We start from the raw sequence: 22378 nt of genomic DNA on the forward strand, positions 1-22378 counted from the left end.
GGATGTAGGAGTTGAAAAAACCAAGTGGCGCAGTCCCTCTACTCGTATGGCAACTTCTTGATAGGGAAGTGCAAAGGCCCTTAGTCCTTCATCCCTTATCCTATATCCTTCATCCTTTATCCTACTGAAACACCGGGCGGCCCACGGCGTAGTTGAGTTGTTCGAAGGCGCGCACCCGGTTGGCGCGCAGGTTGTTGAGCTGCACCAGGTTGTTCTTGTAGCTCTCGTAGAAATCCAGGAACTCCACGACGGTGAGGTTGCGCTTGGCATAGCTCTCGTCAATGCCCTTCATCAGGCGGTCGAAGTCGGAGGTTTCCCGGTCGGTGCCCTGGTAGAGCTGGTCGTTCTGGCGGGCCAGGCGCCAGGCTTCCTGCACGTCGTTCTGCACCTGCAGCTGCTGCTGGCCCAGCTGGGCCTTGCTCACCTCAATCTGGTTCTGGGCCGTGCGGATATTGCCCTGGTTGCGGTTGAACAGGGGCACGGCCACGCCCAGCGTGAGGGCGTTGTAGTTCTGGATGTAGTTGCCGGCCCGGTCATACACGTAGCCCACGGCCAGGTCGGGGGTAGCCAGGGCGCGCTGCAGGCGCAGGTTCTGGGTTTGCTGCTGCACGGCGGCCTGGCGGGCCTTCAGGTCGGCGCGGTTCACCTGGGCCGAATCGATGAGCTGCGCCTCGGTGCGGTTGGTCAGGCTCAGGGCTTTCAGGCGGTTCTGGTCGGCCTGGGGCAGGTAGTAGGCCCCGGTGGTGTCGCGCATCAGGGTGCGCAGGTCGGCCTGCTCCGAGGCAATGTCGTTGAGCAGGGCCTGGCGCTCGTTGCGGAGCTGAAACAGGAAGGCTTTTAGTCGGATGACCTCTTTCAGGGCAATGTTGCCCTTGTCGTATTGGCCCTGGTACAGGCTCACGGTGCGCTGGAAGCTGGCTACTTCCTTGTCGTACACGCCCACGCTCTGCTGCTTGAAATACAGGTCGTAGAAGGTGCTGCGGAGCTGGTAGCGCAGGGTGCGCAGCAAATCCTGAAAGGTAAACTGCTCCACCAGCGCATTCTGCTGGGCCACGCTGGCGGCGGCTTTGCGGCGGCCGGCTATGGCAAACAGCTGCTGCACCTGCACAATGGAGTTGCCGGTTTTGGTCACATCCAGCACCTTGTGGGTGAACTGGTTGTAGGCGTTCTGTTCGATGGAAACCGTGGGGTTGTCCCAGAGCCAGGCTTGCAGAATCTGGGCCTCGGCCGCCGATACGTTGTAGCGCTGGGCCAGCAGATTCAGGTTGTTCTGGATGAAGCGCTGTTCGGCGTCGGAAAGGGTAAGCCGCACCGTGTCGCCGGCTAGGGGAGCGGCCGTGGCGGGGCGGGTAAGAAGGCTGAGCAGCAGGGCCGCCATCAGCACGAAAACAGAGCGTTGCATAACCGGATTCGGTGGTTGGTTATGCAAGAGTACGCCCCCCGTATTAGGGCTGAATTAGAGGTAGATTAGAAACGGATTAGAGCTGAAAAATTTTCTCAGAAAGGTCGTTTTCGGCTGATAAACGCAGGTTTTGGTAGTTGGCGCAACGGAAAAAACCGGCCGCTGCGCCAACTCCCGCTCCGAGGTCCACATGGCCCGCGCCACCCACAGCCCGGACTCAGACAGTTCATCGGGGTGTAAACCGTAGCCCATAGTAGCGCGAACTTTGTAGTTCGCGTCCCCGAGCCGTCCGAACGATTGTCGTTCCGGGACGCCAACTACACAGTTCGCGCTACTGCGCCCTGCCGGTGCACTGACCGGAATAGCGGGCCTAATCATTGAGCTCCTTGTAAATAAGCAGCGGGTTGCCGGTGACGACCTGCTCGCCCGGTATTATGCCGCTGCGCACGAAGCTCACGCCGCCCACCGTGGGGCCGGTTTCCACCGCTCGGGTTTCCACCTGCCCCGATTCCTGCAGCACCAGCGCGTAGCGGCGGCCGTTGGCAAATACCAAGCTGCCGGCTGGCACGGTGGGCAGCTGCTCGGGCAGAGTGCGGGTGAGCTGCACCTGGGTGTACATGCTGGGCTTCAGCAAGTGGCCGGGGTTGGGAAGCCGCACCCGCACCTGCAGGCTCTTGCTGGTGGCGTGCAGCAGGTTGAACACCTTGTCAACCTGCCCGGTGAATACCTTATCTGGGTAAGCCAGCGTCCGGATTTCGGCCGGTACGCCCACCCGCATGCCGGCAATATCGGCCTGGTACACGTCGGCCAGCACCCACACTTCATCCAGGTTGGCCAGGGTGAACAGGGCATCCACCTGCCCCGGCTCAAACTGCATCCCGGCGCTGACATGCTTGGCGGTGATGGTGCCCGCCAGCGGGGCCCGCACCACGTACCGCTCCTGCGAGGCCCCCAGCACCGCCTGCTGCTGCTGCACCCGGTGGGTTTCGGCCTGGGCCGTGCGCCACGCTGCCCGGGTCTGGGCCAGCTCCCGCTCCGAGGCCATGCCATCGGCGTGCATTAATTCCGTAGCCGCCAGCTCCCGGCGGGCAGTAACCAGGTTGATGGCGGCCACCTGGGCTTCCTGGGCCAGCCCCGCCACCCGCGTGCTACGTACCACGGCCAGCACCTGGCCCTTGCTCACCTCGTCGCCCAGCGTCACGGGCACCGACTCCACTACGCCCCCGGCCACCGGGTACACGGGAGCCGTGCGGTCGGCATTGGTAACTACCTGTCCACTGAGCTTTAGGTGGGTTTGCACCGGGGCCAGGCGCACGGTATCGGTGGTGAGGTTAGTGAGTCGGGGAGCAGCGGCGGGCGTTACGGTCTCGGCGGCTTCTTCGGAGCAGCTGGCCAGGCCCAGGCCGGAGGGTAACAGCAGCAGGCTGGCGAAGTGAAATAATCGGGTCATGGGGTAAGCAACACAAGTGAGGTGCAAGCTTACGCCGCCGATATTAGGACCCGGTTAGAGCCGCATTAGAAACGGATTAGAGCGTGAGTTTTTGATGAATTTTCTTCCGAATTCTGAGAATAGAGGTCGGAATAGGGAAGGATAGAACGTCATGCAGAGGCACAGCCGAAGCATCCCGCGTGCTGATGTTGTTGGTTCGTAGGATGGGCAGAACGGTGTAGAGACGCAACACTTTGCGTCTCGTCGTTGAACGACACGGTAATGTAGCGTTTGAATAACGTTAGCAGCGACGTGGTAACGCACAATCCAAACAACGTCAGCAACGACGAGACGCAAAATATTGCGTCTCTACATCGTGCAATAACTCAACCTTTCTGCTACAATTCCACCTCTACCACCGTGCCCTGGCCCGGCCGGGAGCTGATGTGCACCTCGCCGCCGTGCAGCTGAATGATTTTGCGGGCCAGCGGCAGCCCCACGCCGTGCCCCACCACCTGCCGGGCGTTATCGGCCCGGAAAAACGGCTGAAATACCTGCGGCAGGGCTTTTTCGCTGATGCCGATGCCGTGGTCCTGCACCCGGATGTAACGGCGGCCAGCCCGGTATTCCAGCTGCACTTCCACCGGCTGGTCGGCGGAGGAGTATTTCAGGGCGTTGTCCAGCAGGTTGGTGAGGGCCCGGCTCAGCAGCTGGCGGTTGCCCTGGATTTCGAGAGCCTCGGCATCCTCCGGCAGCTGCCCGAACGTGAGCTGCACCCGGCGGCGCTGCTCCGGCAGCACCGCTTCCCGGGCTTCGGCCAGCAGCTCATCCAGCCGGATTTCGTCGCGGGCCCCGGTATTGGTTTGGGTAAGGTCGAGCAGGTTGTTGATGAGCAGTTTCAGCTGTTGCAGCTCGTGCAGCACCGAGGCCACGCCTTCCCGGTACGCGGCCGGCTCCCGCTCCCGGTTCAGCAGCACCTGCAGCTCACCAATGGTGGCCGTGAGGGGCGTGCGCAGCTCGTGCGAGGCATTGCTGACGAAGGTGCGCTGCGTTTCGAAGCCTTCCTCCAGGCGCTCCAGCATGCGGTTGAAGGTGCGGGCCAAACGGGTTATTTCGTCCTGCTCGTGGCTGATGCCTTCACTCACGCGCAAGTGCAGATCCTGGGTGGTGATGCGGTCCACCTGGTCGTTGACACGGGCAATCGGAGCCAGGGCCTTCCCGGCAAACACCCGGCCGGCCACGTATATCACCACCAGGCTTGCCACGAAGATGCTGGCCAGAATCAGCACCAAATGCTCCAGCCGGGCTGCGCCGGAGTGGTTTTCCGCGGCAGCCACAATAACGAACTGGCCCTGATTATCGGTGTAAAATAGCCCGATAGCCTGCCGGTTGCCCAGCGTAAAATACACTTCTTTCTCAGTGATAATCCGCGTCAGCATCCGGTCGGAAATGGCCACGCGCGTATCCTGCTCAATGAAGCGGGGCTGCAGCTTATCGTCGTAAATCTGTAGTACCTCGCCGGTGAGCGTACGCAGATAGCGGCGCTGAAACTCCCGGAATGCCTCGGCCCGCAGCTCGTCCTGCTCCAGAAACACGTAACCCGTCACCTCAGCCCGGTCGCGCAGGCGCTGGTGAAATTCCTCGTGGGTGTAATCGGCCTGCAGCAGGTAGATGGTGGTCATCACCGCCAGCAAAATCACTGCCACCACGCCCACAAACAGCCACGTCAATCGGTTCCGGATGGTCATGGAGGAGTGGTGAAGTTGTGAAAGGTGAAGTTGTGAAGGGCAAGCAAAGGACCTAAAAGAACGTCATTCTGAGCGAAGCCGGAGGCGAAGTCGAAGAATCTCTACCGCACTAGTAATCCTGGTCGTGAGGCAACGAAGCGGTAGAGATTCTTCGACTTCGCCTCCGGCTTCGCTCAGAATGACGTTCCTTTTCTCACTTCTCACTTCTCACTTCTCACTTCTCACTTCTCACTCCTGGGCCCGCAACACGTAGCCCATGCCCACCACCGTGTGAATGAGCTTGCGGGAGAAGGGCTTGTCCACTTTGTTGCGCAGGTAGTTCACATACACATCCACCACGTTGGAGCCGGCGTCGAAGGAGTCCTCCCACACGTCGGCGGCCAGCTCGGCGCGGCTGAGCACGCGGCCGGGGTGGCGCAGCAGCAGCTCCAGCAGCCCAAATTCGCGGGCGGTGAGCTTGAGCGGCTGCCCGGCCCGCGTCACGGTTTTGGCGGCCGAGTCCAGTGTCAGGTCCTCAAAGCTGAGGGCCGAGCCCTTAGCCTGCTGACCGCGCCGCCGCGTAAGGGCCCGCACCCGGGCCACCAGCTCCGGAAAATCGAAAGGCTTTACCAGATAATCGTCGGCCCCGCCGCCAAAGCCGTGCAGCTTGTCCTGGGTGGTGCCCAGGGCCGTGAGCAGGAGCACCGGCGTCTGCTGGTCCTGCGCCCGGATGGCTTCCAGTACCTCCAGCCCGCTGAAATAGGGCAGAATCACGTCCAGAATAATCAGCTCGTAGGAGTGGGAGAGGGCCAGCTGCCGCCCAAAGCGCCCATCGTAAGCCACCTCCACCTCAAATCCTTCTTCTTCCAGCCCCCGCTTTATAAACGCCGATACTTTGGGCTCATCTTCAACCAGCAGAATTTTCATGGGGAAATGGTTGAATGGGTGGATTGTTGAATGGGTGAACTGTCATCCTGAGCATGTCGCGCATCAAGCGAGGACGAAGGAACTTATAACGGCAGAACGGCTGGTGGCGGAACGGAAGGTATGCTGAACTAGGCAAACGTGGTCAGGTCCTTCGTCCTCGCTTGATGCGCGACATGCTCAGGATGACAGATTTTCTTAAATCAGCTATCCATCCGTTCAACCACCCAACCATCCACCTACCTAGCCACCCACCCTAGTCCTCGTCCTCGTAATCCAGACCCAGCAGCTGGTTCAGGGCTTGCTGGATTTCACTGGCGGCGTGCAGCTGCCCGGCTTTGCGGGCCACGCTGAGGCCTCTGCGGTAAACTTTTTCGGCTTCTTCGGGCTTTTCCAGCTGTTGCAGCATCTTGCCGGCGTGGTAGTACGTACCCACGTAGTCCGGATGCTCGTCGAGTAGTTTCTGGTAGTACATCATGGCCCGTTCCGGCTCCGTGGCCCGGTATTCGGTGGCCAGCGCGTAGATGGTGAATGCGTCGGTAGGATCATCCTGGTAGAAGACCAGGAGTTGTTGCAGGCGGCTCGGCGCAGTTTCCATGGGGCGGTAGTTTTGAGTATCTTCGCCCCAAATTTGACACTTTCTCCTAGTATCTTCCATATAAGCAGCCGTAGATGAAGTTTCTCGTTTGCATCAGCAACGTACCCGACACGACCACCAAAATCACGTTCACTCCTGATAATAAGGAGTTTAACAAGGCTGGTGTACAGTTCGTAATCAATCCCTGGGATGAGTATGCACTCACTCGCGCCATTGAGCTGAAAGAAGCCCAGGGTGGCGGCACCGTAACGGTACTCAACGTAGGGGAGGCCGATACCGAGCCCAACATCCGCAAGGCGCTGGCCATTGGGGCCGACGACGCTATCCGCGTGAATGCCCACCCCAAAGATGCCTTCTTTGTAGCCCAGCAGATTGCCAGCATCGCCAAAGACGGTGGCTACGACGTGATTCTGATGGGCAAGGAAAGCATCGACTACAACGGCTTCCAGGTGCACGGCATGGTAGGCGAACTGCTCAACATCCCGACGGTGGCCCCGGCCATGAAGCTGGATATGAGCGGCAACACCGCCACGCTGGAGCGCGAAATTGAAGGCGGCAAGGAAATCGTGGAAGTAAACACGCCCTTCGTGGCTTCCTGCCAGCAGCCCATGTGCGAGCCCCGCATTCCCAACATGCGCGGCATCATGACGGCCCGCACCAAGCCCCTGAAAGTGGTGGAGCCCACCGCCGACGCCGCCCGTACGGAAGTATCGTCGTACGCGCTGCCCCCGGCCAAGCAAGGCGTGAAGCTCATCCCCGCCGAAAACGCCGGTGAGCTGATCAAACTGCTCCGCAACGAAGCCAAGGTTATCTAAAAAGTAGAATGATGAGTGTTGAATTATGAGTGATGAATTGGTCTGTCCTTGCTCACGCGGGCGGGATGCATTATTCGCAAATTCCTAATTCAACATTCAGCACTCATAACTCTCTGAAAAATGTCTGTACTAGTAGTTGTTGAATGTGACGGCGGCGAGGTAAAGAAATCCTCGCTGGAAGTAGCTTCCTACGGCAGCCAGGTAGCCCAGATGCTGGGCACCACGGCTACGGCCGTAGCCGTGGGTGAAGCCACCGAAGCCAACCTGGCCAAGCTGGGCGAGCAGGGCATCACCAAGGTGCTGCATGACGCCGAGCCCCGCCTCAAGGATTTCGTGAACGGGGCCTACACCAAGCTGATTGCCGCCGCCGCCCAGAAGGAAGATGCCAAAGTCATTGTACTGGCTAACTCCAACATCGGGGCCTCGGTAGGCTCGCGGTTGTCGGTGCGCCTGCAGGCCAGCATTGCCACCAACGTGGTGGAGCTGCCCAAAACCGACGGCGGCTCGTTCACGGTGAAGCGCGGTGCCTTCTCGGGCAAAGCCTTTGCTGATGTGAAGCTGGACGGCGACCGGAAAATCATTGCCGTTAAGAAAAACTCCATCGAAGCCCTGCACGAGGCTGGCAAAACCGCTCAGGTAGAGGCCTTCTCGGCTCAGCTGACGGATGCCGACTTCGCCGATGCTCCCAAGCAGGTGGTGATGCAGGACCAGGCCGGCGGCATTCTGCTGCCCGAGGCCGACAAAGTAGTATCGGGTGGCCGCGGCATGAAAGGCCCCGAGAACTGGAACCTCATTGAGGATCTGGCGAAGGCCCTGGGCGCGGCTACGGCCTGCTCTAAGCCCGTTTCGGACGTGGATTGGCGCCCTCACCACGAGCACGTGGGCCAGACGGGTATCACCGTGTCGCCGAACCTCTACATTGCCTGCGGTATTTCGGGTGCTATCCAGCACCTGGCCGGCGTAAACTCAAGCAAGGTAATTGTGGTGATTAACAAGGACCCCGAGGCGCCGTTCTTCAAAGCTGCCGACTATGGTATCGTGGGCGACGTGTTCGATGTGCTGCCCAAACTCACGCAAGCGGTAAAAGAGTTGAATTAATGTGATGAAATGTGCGACATGCGGGAAATGTGCTGCGGCCATTCCCGTATGTTGCACATTTTCACATTCTTCACACTAGCATATTCACCACGACCCTACTTGTGAAAAAAATACCGCTCGAAATCCTGGGCCTCTCGTCCAGCCAGTCGCAGTCGGGTTCTTTCGCCCTCATCCTGGGTGAAAAAACCGGCAACCGGCGTCTGCCGATCATTATCGGCATGTTTGAGGCGCAGAGTATTGCCATCCAGATAGAGAAAATCAACCCGAACCGGCCCCTCACCCACGACCTGTTCAAGTCGTTTGCCGAGCAGGTGCACGTGGCGGTGCTTGAAGTACTGATTTCCGATTTGAAGGAAGGCGTTTTTTACTCCAAAATTGTGTGCTCCGATGGAGCCACCACTTTCGAGTTGGATTCACGCCCTTCTGATGCCATTGCCATTGGTTTACGCTTCGGGGTACCCATTTTTACGGTGGAAAGCGTGCTGAGCGAAGCCGGCATTATCCTGTCGGACCTCGACGAAAACGCTGAGGACTCTGATGAGGATGACGACGACGATGAGGATGATGACTCCGGCGACCGGCCGGTGCCGTCGCCCGCCGAGCCCAAGGAGCCCAGCGGCCAGGTGTCGTTGGATGAGCTAACCAAAATGCTGGCCCAGGCCCTGGAGCGTGAGGATTACGAAAAAGCTGCCAAAATCCGGGACGAACTCAACAAGCGCAACGGCTAACGAGCTGTTCCTGCGAGGACGCCAGGCATTCCGCCGGGCAGGCGGTATCAGTCCGTCCTTTCCCAAGCGCCAAGCCTTAATCTATGCAAAAGCCCCTACCGTGTAAAGCGGTAGGGGCTTTTGAGTGTAGGGCCACACCACTTCACGTCTCGGCCTCGGCGCGTGCTGGTGTTGTTGAGGTGACACTGGTCAAACACGAGACGCGCGGTGTCGCGTCTCTGCAACTGTTCTGGTACCAGGAGATTCTCATATTCGGTTGATTACAGCGCTGAGAAGGACAAATTAGCGGCGCCGCCGGTACGCAATGACAGAAGCTGAACCCGCCGTACCTTTCTGCCCGCATCAACCTCCCAACTTCTGCATGGAAACTCCCGTCACTCCCGACCTGCGCTACCCCATCGGCCACCCCGTACTACCCGACGAGGCCCTTGACCGGGGTGCCCGGACGGCCTACCTGGCCCACCTGGCTACGTTGCCCGACCAGGTACGGGCGGCCGTGGCTGGCCTCACGCCCGAGCAGCTGGATACCCCCTATCGGCCTGAGGGCTGGACAGTACGCCAGGTAATCCATCATCTGCCCGATTCTCACCTGAACGCTTATACCCGCTTCCGGCTGGCTCTCACCGAGGAAAACCCCACCATCAGGCCCTACAACGAGGCCGCCTGGGCCGAGTTGCCCGATGTGGCCACTACCCCGCCGGCCGTGTCGCTGGCGCTGCTGGAGGCGCTGCACATCCGCTGGGTGCGGCTGCTGCGGGGCCTTACTGATGCGCAGTGGCAGCGCACGTTCCTGCACCCCGAATCCAAACGCACCTACACGCTCGATCAGGCACTGGTACTGTACTCCTGGCACGGCCGGCACCACCTGGCCCACATCGGCAGCCTGGTGCAGCGCGAAGGATGGCGGCAGTAGATTTTTAGACATGAGACGGTGAGACATGAGAAGTGAGACTTCCGTTCTTGCGTAGGGGCCAATGAACAGAAGTCTCACTTCTCATGTCTCACCGTCTCATGTCTCTAAATATTAATAGCTTCGTCGGTGGTAGCGGCGGCGAGGCCGCCTTCGGTTTCGTCATCTACCTTCTTGGCGGCGCGCACGAGGCTGCTGCTAAAGATAAATTCTTTGAGCTCGGGTACCTGGGCGTTGAGAATTTCGTCTTTGTTACCGTCCCAAAGCTTCTGGCCCTTATAAAGAAAAATGATATGGTCCCCGATTTCGATAACGGAGTTCATATCGTGGGTTACTACTACGGTGGTAATGCCGTATTCGTGGGTGATTTCGTGGATTAGCTCGTCGATTTTGATGCTGGTGAGCGGGTCGAGGCCCGAGTTGGGCTCGTCGCAGAACAGGTAAGTGCAGTTGGGTGCAATGGCGCGGGCAATACCCACCCGCTTCTTCATGCCGCCCGATATTTCAGAAGGCATTTTAGTGCCGGCATTTTCCAGCCCTACCCGCTTCAGGCAAAACTCCACCCGGTCGCGCCGCTCTTCCCGGCTCATTTCCGGCGTCAGCATCTTCAAAGGAAACTCTACATTTTCATACACTGTCATGGAGTCGAACAGGGCCGAGCCCTGGAACAGCATCCCAATCTTGCGCCTGATTTCCTGGCGAATCTGCACTTTGTTGTTGGTGAACACCGTGCCATCGAAGGTAATGCTGCCTAAATCAGGCTTCATAAGGCCTACAATACACTGCAACAGGACCGATTTGCCCGTACCGGAGCCCCCCAACAGCAGATTACACTTGCCCGTTTCGAAGGTGCAGGTGATGCCCTTGAGTATCTGGTTGCCGTCGAAGGATTTCTGAACGTTATGGACTTCAATCATGGGGTAAAAGGATAATGGATGCAGGATAATGGATGCAGGATGAGAGACACCATTGAACGACAGTCCTTCATCCTACTACCCTAATCCTTTATCCTACAACAACAACGCCGCCAGGACGAAATCGGCAATGAGAATGGCAATAATGGAGTTGTTTACGGCCGTGGTGCTGGCATTGCCCACTTCCAAAGCTCCCCCCTGGGTATAAAACCCTTTGAAGGAGGATATAGCCGATACCAAAAACGCAAATACCACCGATTTAATCAGGGCAAAAACGATGTTGTAAGGAATAAAGTCGGTGCGGATGCCTTCCACATATTCCTGGGCCGACAGGGCCCCGGTGAGGGAGCCCGCCAGATACCCCCCAATGATGGACAGCGCCATGGCCAGAATCACGAGCAGCGGGAACATGAGCATGGAGGCCAGAATGCGCGGAAATACCAGGTAAGATGCCGAGTTGATGCCCATTACCTCCAGTGCCGAAACCTGCTCGGTAATGCGCATGGTGCCCAGGCCGCCCGCAATGCTGGAGCCCACCTTGCCTGCCAGCACAATGCTGGTAATGGTAGGGGCCAACTCCAGAATGGTCATTTCGCGCACCATATAGCCAATGGTACTTTTGGGAATGAGCGGGTTGGTGAGGTTATAGGCAATCTGCACGCAGGTAACGGCGCCAATAAATGCCGATACAATGGCGACAATGAAGATGGAGTTGATGCCAATAACGATGCACTCATCCAAGGTGCGCTGCCAGAGCACCGTCAGGCGTTCTTTTCGCGTAAGCATGCTCTGAAGGAAGAGCAGGAATTCACCGAAGGCTTTGACCATACAATCGAAAAACAAAAGGAAAAGCGAAACTTGCAGCCTCGTAAATGCCAGCCGGCAATTTGCCCGGTGAAGGTAGCCGTTGTGCTTACGTAAAAACTGCTTCAGCAATCAAAGGAATGCAAAAAAATATCGTTGTCACGGGAGGTACCAAAGGAATTGGGCGGGCGCTGGTATTCCGGTTTCTGCGGGCCGGTTATCCGGTAGTCACCTGTGCCCGCTCCGCCCCCGACCTGGAGGCGCTGCAAACGGCCGCTGCTGAGCTGGTGCCGGGTGCCGTGCTGCACACCCACGCCGCCGACTTGAGCCAGCGCCCCGATACCGTGCGGTTCACGGAACTGGTAAACAGCCTGGGGCCGGTAGAGGTACTGATCAACAACACGGGCGCTTTTGTGCCGGGGCGGTTGCAGGAGGAGCCCCTAGATGGCTCGCAGCTGCGCCGGATGCTGGACGTGAACCTGCTCAGCGCCTACGATGTAACGCAGGCCCTGCTGCCGGGGCTTTTGGCCCAGCGGAGCGGCTATATCTTCAACATCTGTTCCACGGCCAGCATTACGGCCTACCCCAATGGCGGCTCCTACGGTATTGCCAAGCACGCGCTGCTGGGCTTCACCCGCAACCTGCGCGAGGAGCTGAAAGACGCGGGCATTCGGGTAACGGCTGTACTGCCGGGGGCTACCCTCACGGCCAGTTGGGAGGGCGTGGACCTACCCGCCGAGCGGTTCATCCGGGCCGAAGACATAGCAGAGGCTATTTTTGGGGCGTTTTCCCTGTCGCCGCAGGCGGTGGTGGAGGAATTGCTGATTCGGCCACAGCTGGGAGATATTTAGGGCGCTTATTCGGCCTGTACTTTGCCCTTGCCAGTGGTGCTGAGCTCAATTCGGGCTGGTGCTGGTGGCCTGAAATAGATAGTGCCGATGCCCGCGTGGAAACCCGCCAGAAGCTCCGAGGCGCGGGTGTGCAGGTTGCCGTTGCTGTCGAAGTTGGTTTGCAGGTACAGGTTCTGTACCGGAAAATCGGCTGCATACAGGCTGCCGTTGCCGCCCAGTGTATGGTGCAGCTCTTGGGCTGAACCCGATAGGTAGATGTCGCCCAGCTCGTACTGGCTCATGCCCACGTAGGTGCTGCGCAGGTGCAGGTGGTAGTCGCCGGAGCCGATGAGGTGAAAGAAGATGGTATCCTGGCTGAACGGACCTTCGGTGCGGATATCGGCCTGGCCGCGCAGGAAGGTGCTGGTAATGTGGGGCGTATGCAGCCGTACCTCCCGGGGCGTGTTGTAGCGGCGCACCCAGTTGCAACGGCTGGTATTGCGGATAACCAGCTCCTCGCCTTTAACTTCCAGGCGTATATCGTCCTGCAGGTTTTTGCCGGCCCGCACCTCGGCGTAGGTTTCCTGGTCTTGCACCAGTGTCACCTGCACGTTGTCGTAGGTGGTCAGCACGCGAAAGGGCGGGAGGCTGCGGCGCTCCGTCACAATGTTGCCGGTACTGGTAAAGCAGCCGGCTTCGTTTTCCTTGCTGCAGCCGGACAGCAGGAGTGTGGCCGCGCCAGCATACGCAAGGCCGCGCAAAACCCGGCTGAGCCCACTAACTTGCATCTTTAAATCTGACCACACCATATAACCCAGGCCTATGGACCTCAGCGGCAAGGTAGCCATTATCACAGGCGTCAGCAAAGGTATTGGGCGGGCCACGGCCGAGCTGTTGCTGGCCAAAGGCATGGTAGTAGCCGGCTGGGGCCGCACCGCCCCCAATGAGTTCAAGCATCCGCGCTTCCACTTTATCCGGTGCGACATTCGCAAGGAAGCCGACGTGCAGAAGGCCTACGACGCCACCGTGAAGGCTGCGGGGCCGGAAATCCACGTACTGGTGAACAACGCCGGCCTCGGTAATTTTGGACCAGTTGACGGGTTTTCATCGGAGCAGTGGCACCAGATGTTCGATACCAACGTGCACGGGCTGTTTTACTGCACCCGCGCCGTGTTGCCCGCCATGAAAAAGCAGCAGCTGGGTCACATCATCAACGTGGCGTCGTTGGCCGGTACGGCGGGCACCGCCAACCTGGCTGGCTACTGCGCCACCAAGTACGCCGTGCGCGGCTTCTCCGATGCCCTGTTCAAGGAAGTGCGCCCCCAGGGCGTGCGCGTGACCTGCCTGATGCCCGGCTCGGTGGAAACCAACTTCAACGGCAATGAGCCCGGCCAGCAGCCCGACCCGCATAAAATGCAGCCCGAAGATGTGGCCGCCACCATCGTGCACGCGCTGGAAGCCCCGCAGACCGTATTGCTCTCGGAAATCCAAATGCGCCCGACGCAGGTGAAGTGAGTTGCCGATTGATGACAACCAGTAGAACGTCATTCCGAGCGTAGTGTGACGGAGCCGAGGAATCTCGCGTGCTGACGTTGAAATTACTATTGCAACCTCAGCACGCGAGATTCCTCGGCTCCGCTCGGAATGACGTTCTGATAGAACTAGACCAAAGTACTCACATGGTAGAAATAACCAACCTCACCAAAATCTTCGGCCCGCAAACGGCCGTGGACAACGTCAGCTTCTCGGTCGGGAAGGGCGAAATCCTGGGGTTTCTGGGGCCGAACGGGGCCGGTAAGTCCACCACCATGAAAATTGCCACCGGCTACCTGCCGCCCTCGGCCGGCACGGTAGTAGTGGATGGTTTCGATGTGCAGACCGATCCGCTGGAAGTACGCCGCCGGGTGGGCTACCTGCCTGAGCATAATCCGCTGTACCTGGATATGTACGTGCACGAGTACCTCGAATTCATTGGCTCGGTGCACGGGCTGGGCGGCAGCGCGCTGCGCCAGCGGGTGCGGCAGCTGGTGGATCGGGTGGGGCTGGGACGCGAGCAGAACAAGCAGATCGGAGCCCTCTCGAAAGGCTACCGCCAGCGCGTGGGCTTGGCCCAGGCCCTCATCCACGACCCCGGCGTGCTCATCCTCGACGAGCCCACCACCGGCCTCGACCCCAACCAGATTGGCGAAATCCGCAGCCTGATTCGGGAGCTGGGCCAGGACAAAACGGTCATTTTCAGCACCCACATTCTGCCCGAGGTGGAAGCGTTGTGCAGCCGCGCGGTCATCATCAACCGGGGCCGCCTCGTGGCCGACTCACCCGTATCGGAGCTGGGAGCCCGCGCCGCCGGCGAAACCATCATCCGCGCCGAGTTCGAGCAGGCCATCGACGTTGCCCCGCTGCGGGCGTTGCCGGGCGTGCTGGCCGTGGAGGCCGAAACTGGCCACACCTACCGCATCCGGGCCCGCCCCGGCGCCGACCAGCGCGGGGCCATTTCGCGCCTCGCCGCCGCCCAGGGCTGGGTGCTGCTGGGCCTCCGTCAGGAAGAACAGAGCCTGGAGCAGGTGTTTCAGGAGCTGACCAGATGAAGAAGAACGTCATGCTGAGCGAAGCCGAAGCATCTCTACCGCTTCGTTGTAATGGTAAGTAAGTAGTCAGAGGTAGAGATGCTTCAACTACGCCTCCGGCTCCGCTCAGCATGACATTGTGCTTGCTTTTGATTATCCCATTACCCCATCATCACATCACCAGCCTAGATGCTCGCCATCCTTCGCAAAGAATTTAACAGCTTCCTGAACTCGCCCGTAGCCTACGTGGTGCTGGGGGTGTTTCTGGTGGCTACCGGCCTGTTCGTGTGGGTGTTCCCCGACAGCTCGGTGCTCGACTACGGGTTTGCCGATTTGCAGACGCTATTCAACATTGCCCCCTGGATTTTCCTGTTCCTGATTCCGGCCCTCACCATGCGCACATTTGCCGAGGAAAAGAAAGCCGGCACCATGGAGCTGCTACTCACCCGCCCGCTCACCGACGGCCAGATCATCGGGGGCAAGTACCTGGCCTGCCTGCTACTGGCGTTGCTGGCGTTGGTGCCTACGCTGCTCTACTACTACTCGGTGTACCAGCTGGGCAACCCCGCCGGCAACATCGACTCGGCCGCGACGGTGGGCTCCTACCTGGGGTTGGCGCTGCTGGCAGCCGTGTTTGCGGCCATCGGGGTGCTGGCCTCGGCCCTGACGCGCGACCAGATTGTGGCCTTTTTGGTGGCCGTGGTGGGTTGCTTTCTGGTGTACTCCGGCTTCGATTCGCTGGCCTCGGTGTTTGATGGCGGTCTGGCCTATTACATCGGGCAGCTGGGCATTGCCGCCCACTACCGCGACCTGGCCAAGGGCCTCATCGACTCCCGCGACCTGCTGTACTTCCTGAGCCTGATTGCCGGCTGCCTGCTGGCCACGCGCCTGGTGCTGCAAAGCCGCAACTGGTAACACTATACCGTCATCCTGAGCATTCCGCGCATCGAGCGGCGTCGAAGGACCTTTTCACGCTGGAACGAATTATTCTCACGCGGTAAGGTCCTTCGCTTCCCTCAGGATGACAGCTGATTTCTTGTAACTCGCCACGCTATGGCATCTACTGAACAACCAATTGTAACCGCAGCCGCCACTCCCCGCAAACGCCGCGACCTGACGCGCTTCGGGGCAGTGCTGCTGGGGCTGCTGCTACTCAACTTCCTCGGGGGGCTGTACTTCTTCCGCCTCGACCTCACGGAGGAAAAGCGCTACACCATGTCGGCCGCTACCCAGACGCTGCTTTCGGGCCTTAAGCAGCCGGTTACCGTAACGGTGTACCTGGATGGCGACTTTCCGCCGGCCTTCCGCCGCCTGCAGCAGTCGGTGCGCGAAACCCTGAACGAAATGCAGGTGCACAGCGGCTCCAACCTGCACTACGTGTTCGTGGACCCCTCGGCGGCTGGCACCGAGAAGGCCCGCAACGACTACTACCAGACGCTGTTCAAGAAAGGCCTGAGCCCCACCAATCTGGGGGCCAACGAGAACGGCAAGCGCGTGGAGAAAATCATCTTCCCCTGGGCCGTGGTATCGGCCGGCGGCAAGGAGCAGAACGTGCTGCTGCTGCGCGGCAACCAGGCTGCCCCCTCCGACGTGCGCCTCAACCAGAGCATCGAAGGGCTGGAATACGAGCTGGCCTCGGCCATCCGCAAGCTCAACCCCGGCCAGCGCAAGCGCATTGGGGTAGTGGAAGGCCACGGCGAGCTGACCAACGTGGAAGCCGGCGACCTGATTGGCTCCCTGAGTCAGTACTACGACGTGTTCCGGGTGAACCTGGCTCAGTCAAGGCCCGAAGCGCTGCAGACGCTCAGCGCCATCATCGTGGCCAAGCCGGCCGGGGCGTACACCGAGCCCGAGAAGTTCAAGCTCGACCAGTTCATCACCCGGGGCGGCAACGCGCTGTTTTTCGTGGATGCCATGCGCGTGAACCTCGACAGCGCCAGCCGGGGCGGCATGCTGGCCTTCCCCCAGTCGCACAACCTGGATGATCTGCTGTTCAAGTACGGCGTGCGCGTGAACCCCGATCTGCTGCTCGACCTCAACTCCGGCGTAATTCCGCTGGTAACGGGCATGACCGGCAACAAGCCCAAGGTGGAGCCCATGCCCTGGCAGTTCTACCCGCTCATCAACAAGTTCAGCCCGCACCCCATCACCCGCAACCTCGATGCGGTGTACACCAAATTTGTAAGCAGCATGGACACGGTGAAGGCCACCGGCATCCGCAAAACGCCGCTGCTGTTCACCTCGCGCTACACCCGGGTGCTGCCCTCGCCGGTGCCTGTGAACCTGAACGACGCCCGCCTGGAGCCCAACCCCAAGCTCTACACTTCGCAATTTAAGCCCGTAGGCTACCTGCTCGAAGGCCAGTTCGGCTCTCTCTACGCCAACCGCGCTGAGCCCGGCACCACCAACTTTCAGCCCGCCACGCCCGCCGGAGCCAAGCCCGCCAAAATTCTGGTGGTGTCGGATGGCGACTTCGTGCGCAACGAGGTGGACCCCAAAACCGGCCGGCCCTTCCGCCTGGGCTTCGACCGCCTCGCCAGCACCGAGTTTGCCAACCGGGAGCTGCTGCTCAACGCCGTGGACTACATGCTCGACGAATCGGGCCTGATTGCCGTGCGCGGCAAGCAAATCACCCTGCGCCCCCTCGACAAGCTGCGGGTAGTGGAGGAGCGCCGCCGCTGGCAGCTGCTGAACCTGGGCGCGCCGCTGGTGCTGCTGGCCTTGTTCGGAGCCGTGCGCGCCTGGCGGCGGAAGCGGCGGTACGCACGGTTTTAAAGAGATATAAAGCAGATTCTGGAACGGTGTCTTGGCCTGACAGACGTAGTGCATCAGACCGGTTAGCTGCGTGCTGACAACCGTATGACAACTGATCCGGTGTAACCCAGTTGTTGTGGAGAGGCATGTTTGCGGCTCATCGTTTGCGCCGTTGTTACATCTTCGTTCAATAGTTAGACGAGAATATGCGTCTCTATAGCGTGGTGTATTGTTTATGTAAAATGCTATGAATTACTCAACACATGCAGAAGAAAGATTTTTTTAAAATAATGCTGATGCTCTTCTTGACATTATTCTGGCTATTGTGGGACTTTCCTAGTGCGGATAATAAATCTTGTGGTCTTGACTATGTCTATATTTCTCAAATGTATGCTAATATGAAAATAACTAAAATAGACTCATCGACTGCGGAAATCAAGTTCTATGGTATTGACTTAAATACTCACGAACCATACGTCTTTGATTCAAATACCAAATGGTTTGTGTTTGTGAAAGGTCATGTTGCAGTTGGAGACACATTTTTAAAAGATATAGGATCCAATAGATTTTTTATTAAGAGCAGACTTGGTAAAACTGAATTTTTTTTTGAATGTGAGGCTGATAGTGCTCTGCCTGAAATACCAATATTTAATAAATATTAAAACGAATGATAAGTGATTTACTAGGTGAGTTATTGGCTTGGCTGCTATTCACACCCATTGGCGCACTGTACCTGCTCATCCGCTACCGCGGCAGCGCCAAGCGGCAGCAGGTGCTGGCGCAGGAGTATGAAAATGAATACGCCAATGTGGGCCACGTAATGGTGATGAATACAGTGGCAGCAGTGCTGATTGTGGTGGTGCTGGGCATGTTGTTAATGGTACCGATATGCGTGTGGCGGCAGGTTTAGTGCGTACTGTCGGATGCTCCTAGTAGTGCCGAAGCCAATGCTGTTGCTTAGAAAATAAACAAAGCCTAGAGGACTTTTGAGGGTGATTTTATCAATGTATTAAACATTGATATACAGTAGTTTAATGGTGTTGTGATTAGATATTTTATGTGAAAGTCACAAGTTGTAGAAGTGTAGAGAAGGATTGACTTTTACCCCAGTCATTCACGCCGCCGGCTCGGCATACCTAACTTCTTATTCCTATGCGTACCTGTTACCTTGTGCTAACCCTGTTGCTACTTACCTCTGCCACGTTGGCCCAGCAACCAACTTCATCTGCCAACCCAACTCTTACTTCCCATACTCAGGCTGATTCAGTGGCGGCGTTACGGCGTTACTTTCAACATAAGCGGCGGGTTGGTGCTTGTGCAACCGTGGGCCTGTTAGCTGTGCCGGTAGCCGCTGGGGTAGCTGCCAGTAACGAAACCGATCCACTAGGGCGTGGGTTGGGTTACTTGATTGAGGTGCCGATAGGTGCCACATTTCCTGTCATTAGCTGGTTGTTCTTCCGGCAATACAACCACCGGCACGAAGAGCGGGCAGTGCAGGCATTGCAGGTTGGTGCTTTACCGGTTAAACTGCAACGCCGATTGAAACCATCTTACTTTCAACAGTAACGTCCGGAAGTCGCAACAGGCTGGGATATTGCTGGAGAGAATATGAGAAACGTGTGACGGTGGGGCTTGGTAACGCTAGAAAACCCCATGGCCGTTGTGTATCTTTGCCCTCTACCCAACCAAGCCCGAAACGACTCTTCCGTATGAAATTTATCGTCTCGTCTTCCGCCCTGCTCAAGCAGCTCCAGAGCATCAACGGCGTGGTTACGAACAACCCCGTGGTGCCCATTCTGGAGAACTTCCTCTTCGAAATTGAGGACGGCAAGCTGACGATTACCGCCTCCGACCTGGAGACCAGCATGATGACGGAGCTGCCCGTGGAGGCCCGCGAAACCGGCCGTATTGCCGCGCCTGCCCGCATCCTGCTCGATACCCTGAAAAACCTGCCCGACCAGCCCGTGACCTTCACCCTGGACGAGGAAACCTACACCATCGAAATTGCCAGCAGCAACGGCCGCTACAAGCTGGCCGGCGAAAACGCCACCGACTTCCCCCGCGTGCCGGTGGTAAAAGGCTCGGCTCCGGTCGAAATTCCTTCTACTTCCCTGGCCCGGGCCATCAACAAAACCATCTTCGCGGTAAGCACCGACGAGCTGCGCCCTGCTATGACCGGTATTCTGGTGCAGCTGGCCGATAATCAAGTAACCTTCGTGGCCACCGACGGTCACCGCCTGCTGCGCTACCGCCGCTCCGACGTAGGTGCGGGCCAGACGGCCAACATCATCATCCCGCGCAAAGCCTTCAACCTGCTGAAAGGGGCGCTGCCCTCCGAGGCCACCACCGTGCGGGTAGAGTTCAACAACTCCAACGCTTTCTTCAGCTTCAACCAGATGCGCCTCGTGTGCCGCCTGATTGATGAGCGCTACCCCGATTACGAAAACGTAATTCCGGTGAGCAACCCCAACAAGCTCATCATCAGCCGCCAGGAAATCCTGAACTCGGTGAAGCGCATCAGCATCTACTCCAACAAAACCACCCACCAGGTGCGCCTGCGTCTGGCGGGCTCGGAGCTGACGGTTTCGGCCGAAGACCTCGACTTCAGCAACGAAGCCAACGAGAAGCTGGCCTGCCAGTACGACGGTGAGGACATGGAAATCGGCTTCAACGCCAAGTTCCTGCAGGAAATGCTCAGCAACATTGATTCCGAGGAAATTACCCTGGAGCTGAGCACGCCCAATCGCGCCGGCCTGCTCATGCCCACCCTCGCCGACGACAACGAAAGCATCCTGATGCTGGTGATGCCGGTGATGCTCAACAACTACGTTTAATCACGGATTAAGACGGATTTATCGGATTGCACGGATTCGTTCTGCTATTCGGTAAGTCAGTCGTTTCTTTTTGGCCCGCTGGGCCAGGAACCGTGATGCTGGCTTCGGGCCGGCAGCTTCCGCCTCTGGTGGAAAATATGCGGCGTTCCGCTCGACGGACGGCAGAACGAATCCGCGCAATCCGATAAATCCGTCTTAATCCGTGATTATGAAGAAGTCTGAAATCCGCTTCAGCATTGCCCTTGATGACCAGAAGGTGCCCGAGGCCATTAGCTGGAGTGCCACCGATGCGGGCCCCGATATTCATTTTGCCAAGGCCATCAACATTGCCCTCTGGGACCGGGACGAGCGTGGTACCATGAAAATTGACCTTTGGACCAAGGAAATGCCCGTTGATGAAATGAAGCGCTTTTACGTGGATACCATGGGTGCCATGGCCGAAAGCATTATTACGGCCACCAACGACTCGGTAATGGCCACCAAAATGCGCAACCTCTGCCGGGAATTGATGGACCACATCGAAGAAGAGGAGCGTAAGCAACGCTAGTTTTTCGCGCCCTTGTCATTGCGAGCAGCGCCAGGAATTCCAGGTGAGTCGTTAGATAAGTAGCTCAGATTCCTTCCCTCTGCTTGATGCGCAGAATGGTCGGAATGAAAAAAGCCCCGTCAGTAACTGCTGACGGGGCTTTTTTGTGGGTTTTAGCCGTTGTTACTGGCGGGTGCGGGTGGCCGGGGCTGCCGTGGAGCGAGCCGGCCCGATGGTAGCCCCGTTGCTGCTGGCCGGCAGCGGGTTCTGCACCGAGTTTACGAAGATGGCATTGGCGGCTTTGGAGCCGTAATCCATGCTAAACGTATTATAAGTACGGCGCGAGTCGTAATAATTGCTGTACTGGTCGGTGCTGAGCACGGCCTGTAGCTCCCGGTCACGCTCCTTACACACCACGTCGCATTGCTCCTTGATGAGCTTGGCGTTACCAGCATTTTTCTGGTTGATAGCCACTATTTTGGCCTGCTTGTCCTCATTGATGGCCTGCAGACGGGTTTTCTGGTAGCCGTTTAGGCGCAGGTCGCGGGCCATCTGGTCGGAGAGCTGGCGGGCGTGCTCCTGGAAAGGGTTGAGGCGGGGCGAAGGTTGAGTTTTATCCTGCGGGGCCAGCGCGGGCTTCTGCTGGGCGTAGGCCCCAAGCGAAGCAACGAGCATAGCAGCCGCAGCGGCAAGTTTCTTGGTCATGATATCAGGCAGTTCGGTTCAGGAAAGGACCGGCAGCTTTTCAACGCATCAGAAAACCGCTGGCTGTTACTTTCTAACGAAAAACTGTGCCAGCTAGTTTACTGCAGCCCTAAAAACCCTGGAAGTAAGGGTATGTAGGTAACCAACAGCGCCGCCGCACCCATAAGGCACGGCGGCGCTGTTGGTACCGTAAAACGGGTTGTTCAGGGTGCTAGAACTGATTTTTCCACATCATGGATTCCACCGGCTTTACCGTCCGCTCGTTGTACTTGGCGTTGGGCTTGCGGTTGTAGAAATTCTCCACGTCGCCCTGCACAGTAAAGTAGATAAGCTGGCCTACGGGCATGTTGTGGTACACACGCACGGGCATGGATACGCTGATTTCCAGCGTCCAGGTATTGCAGAAGCCGATGTCGCCTTTACCGGCCGTGGCGTGAATATCAATACCCAAGCGGCCGACGCTGCTTTTGCCTTCCAGAAAGGGTACGTGGGCGTGGGTTTCGGTGTATTCCTCGGTTACGCCCAGGTACAGGGTGCCGGGTTGCAGTACAAAACCCTCCTCGGGTATCTCAAATACGTCGATTTTGTTGTGCTTGCGGGCATCGAGCACCGCGTCGTGGTAGGTGGCCAAGTAGCGGCCCAGGTGCACGTCGTAGGAGTTGGTGCCAAGGCAGGTTCGGTCGTATGGCTCGATGACAATGGTGCCCCGCTCCATTTCGGCGAGAATCTGCTGGTCGGTGAGAATCATGGGTTCAAGTAAAAATGAAAAATTAAAAATGAAGAATTGATAAACCAGAAGTTGCCCTGATACCT

The 22378-nt window shown here is 58.3% G+C and carries 23 protein-coding genes; 13 read left to right on the forward strand and 10 right to left on the reverse strand.

What is annotated here, in order from left to right:
• Window positions 1-121: 121 nt before the first annotated feature.
• From EI290_RS16330 to EI290_RS16350, 5 genes are all read right to left on the reverse strand, one after another.
• Window positions 122-1402, reverse strand: coding sequence for a TolC family protein (locus tag EI290_RS16330; RefSeq protein WP_125432561.1), 1281 nt, complete (start codon window positions 1400-1402; stop codon window positions 122-124).
• A 370-nt stretch (window positions 1403-1772) separates the two neighbouring features.
• Window positions 1773-2852, reverse strand: coding sequence for an efflux RND transporter periplasmic adaptor subunit (locus tag EI290_RS16335; RefSeq protein WP_125432563.1), 1080 nt, complete (start codon window positions 2850-2852; stop codon window positions 1773-1775).
• Window positions 2853-3229: 377 nt separating this feature from the next.
• Window positions 3230-4579, reverse strand: a complete 1350-nt coding sequence (locus EI290_RS16340; protein ID WP_125432565.1) for an ATP-binding protein — start codon at window positions 4577-4579, stop codon at window positions 3230-3232.
• A gap of 228 nt (window positions 4580-4807) precedes the next feature.
• The gene (locus EI290_RS16345) at window positions 4808-5485 is read right to left on the reverse strand and encodes a response regulator (protein WP_125432567.1); all 678 of its coding nucleotides are present in this window, start codon (window positions 5483-5485) and stop codon (window positions 4808-4810) included.
• Window positions 5486-5738: 253 nt separating this feature from the next.
• Window positions 5739-6080: a tetratricopeptide repeat protein gene (locus EI290_RS16350; protein WP_125432569.1), complete on the reverse strand. Its 342-nt coding sequence runs from the start codon at window positions 6078-6080 to the stop codon at window positions 5739-5741.
• 74 nt (window positions 6081-6154) lie between these two features.
• Between EI290_RS16350 and EI290_RS16355 the strand changes: the two genes are divergently transcribed.
• The 4 genes from EI290_RS16355 to EI290_RS16370 all read left to right on the forward strand — a co-directional run bounded on the left by EI290_RS16355 (window position 6155) and on the right by EI290_RS16370 (window position 9634).
• The gene (locus tag EI290_RS16355; protein WP_125432571.1) at window positions 6155-6895 is read left to right on the forward strand and encodes an electron transfer flavoprotein subunit beta/FixA family protein; all 741 of its coding nucleotides are present in this window, start codon (window positions 6155-6157) and stop codon (window positions 6893-6895) included.
• Between the two features lie 120 nt (window positions 6896-7015).
• Window positions 7016-7993, forward strand: coding sequence for an electron transfer flavoprotein subunit alpha/FixB family protein (locus EI290_RS16360; RefSeq protein ID WP_125432573.1), 978 nt, complete (start codon window positions 7016-7018; stop codon window positions 7991-7993).
• A 101-nt stretch (window positions 7994-8094) separates the two neighbouring features.
• Window positions 8095-8721, forward strand: a complete 627-nt coding sequence (locus EI290_RS16365; protein ID WP_125432575.1) for a bifunctional nuclease family protein — start codon at window positions 8095-8097, stop codon at window positions 8719-8721.
• Window positions 8722-9082: 361 nt separating this feature from the next.
• Window positions 9083-9634, forward strand: coding sequence for a YfiT family bacillithiol transferase (locus EI290_RS16370; RefSeq protein ID WP_125432577.1), 552 nt, complete (start codon window positions 9083-9085; stop codon window positions 9632-9634).
• Window positions 9635-9738: 104 nt separating this feature from the next.
• Here the strand turns inward: EI290_RS16370 and EI290_RS16375 are convergent, their stop codons facing one another.
• Both EI290_RS16375 and EI290_RS16380 read right to left on the reverse strand, forming a co-directional pair.
• Window positions 9739-10548 carry an ABC transporter ATP-binding protein gene (locus EI290_RS16375; protein ID WP_125432579.1) on the reverse strand — a complete coding sequence of 270 codons (810 nt, stop codon included), beginning with the start codon at window positions 10546-10548 and terminating at the stop codon, window positions 9739-9741.
• 93 nt (window positions 10549-10641) lie between these two features.
• Window positions 10642-11331, reverse strand: coding sequence for an MlaE family ABC transporter permease (locus tag EI290_RS16380; RefSeq protein ID WP_394343533.1), 690 nt, complete (start codon window positions 11329-11331; stop codon window positions 10642-10644).
• Window positions 11332-11489: 158 nt separating this feature from the next.
• Between EI290_RS16380 and EI290_RS16385 the strand changes: the two genes are divergently transcribed.
• Entirely contained in the window at window positions 11490-12200 is a 711-nt protein-coding gene (locus tag EI290_RS16385; protein ID WP_125432583.1) for an SDR family oxidoreductase, read from the forward strand.
• Between the two features lie 5 nt (window positions 12201-12205).
• On the opposite strand, the gene EI290_RS16390 is transcribed toward EI290_RS16385, so the two are convergent.
• Window positions 12206-12940 (reverse strand): GIN domain-containing protein, encoded by a 735-nt coding sequence (locus EI290_RS16390; protein ID WP_185817038.1) that lies wholly within the window; start codon window positions 12938-12940, stop codon window positions 12206-12208.
• A 61-nt stretch (window positions 12941-13001) separates the two neighbouring features.
• Here EI290_RS16390 and EI290_RS16395 point away from each other — a divergent pair, with 61 nt between their 5' ends.
• The 8 genes from EI290_RS16395 (at window position 13002) to gldC (ending at window position 20881) form a co-directional block, all read left to right on the forward strand.
• Window positions 13002-13694: an SDR family oxidoreductase gene (locus EI290_RS16395; RefSeq protein WP_125432587.1), complete on the forward strand. Its 693-nt coding sequence runs from the start codon at window positions 13002-13004 to the stop codon at window positions 13692-13694.
• A 164-nt stretch (window positions 13695-13858) separates the two neighbouring features.
• Window positions 13859-14767: a gliding motility-associated ABC transporter ATP-binding subunit GldA gene (gldA, locus tag EI290_RS16400; RefSeq protein ID WP_125432589.1), complete on the forward strand. Its 909-nt coding sequence runs from the start codon at window positions 13859-13861 to the stop codon at window positions 14765-14767.
• A 168-nt stretch (window positions 14768-14935) separates the two neighbouring features.
• A complete protein-coding gene (gene gldF, locus EI290_RS16405; RefSeq protein WP_125432591.1) occupies window positions 14936-15661 on the forward strand; it encodes a gliding motility-associated ABC transporter permease subunit GldF in 726 nt (241 codons plus the stop codon).
• 138 nt (window positions 15662-15799) lie between these two features.
• Window positions 15800-17521, forward strand: coding sequence for a gliding motility-associated ABC transporter substrate-binding protein GldG (gene gldG, locus EI290_RS16410; protein WP_125432593.1), 1722 nt, complete (start codon window positions 15800-15802; stop codon window positions 17519-17521).
• Between the two features lie 242 nt (window positions 17522-17763).
• Window positions 17764-18162 carry a hypothetical protein gene (locus EI290_RS16415; protein ID WP_125432595.1) on the forward strand — a complete coding sequence of 133 codons (399 nt, stop codon included), beginning with the start codon at window positions 17764-17766 and terminating at the stop codon, window positions 18160-18162.
• Window positions 18163-18194: 32 nt separating this feature from the next.
• Window positions 18195-18410 (forward strand): hypothetical protein, encoded by a 216-nt coding sequence (locus tag EI290_RS16420; protein WP_125432597.1) that lies wholly within the window; start codon window positions 18195-18197, stop codon window positions 18408-18410.
• A 799-nt stretch (window positions 18411-19209) separates the two neighbouring features.
• Window positions 19210-20334: a DNA polymerase III subunit beta gene (gene dnaN, locus EI290_RS16430; RefSeq protein WP_125432601.1), complete on the forward strand. Its 1125-nt coding sequence runs from the start codon at window positions 19210-19212 to the stop codon at window positions 20332-20334.
• 208 nt (window positions 20335-20542) lie between these two features.
• The gene (gldC, locus tag EI290_RS16435; protein WP_125432603.1) at window positions 20543-20881 is read left to right on the forward strand and encodes a gliding motility protein GldC; all 339 of its coding nucleotides are present in this window, start codon (window positions 20543-20545) and stop codon (window positions 20879-20881) included.
• A gap of 162 nt (window positions 20882-21043) precedes the next feature.
• Here the strand turns inward: gldC and EI290_RS16440 are convergent, their stop codons facing one another.
• Window positions 21044-21565 carry a hypothetical protein gene (locus tag EI290_RS16440; protein ID WP_125432605.1) on the reverse strand — a complete coding sequence of 174 codons (522 nt, stop codon included), beginning with the start codon at window positions 21563-21565 and terminating at the stop codon, window positions 21044-21046.
• 211 nt (window positions 21566-21776) lie between these two features.
• The gene (gene dcd, locus EI290_RS16445) at window positions 21777-22313 is read right to left on the reverse strand and encodes a dCTP deaminase (RefSeq protein ID WP_125432607.1); all 537 of its coding nucleotides are present in this window, start codon (window positions 22311-22313) and stop codon (window positions 21777-21779) included.
• Window positions 22314-22378: the final 65 nt, after the last annotated feature.

Origin of the sequence: Hymenobacter metallilatus (assembly GCF_003944705.1) — a bacterium.
GTDB lineage: Bacteria > Bacteroidota > Bacteroidia > Cytophagales > Hymenobacteraceae > Hymenobacter > Hymenobacter metallilatus.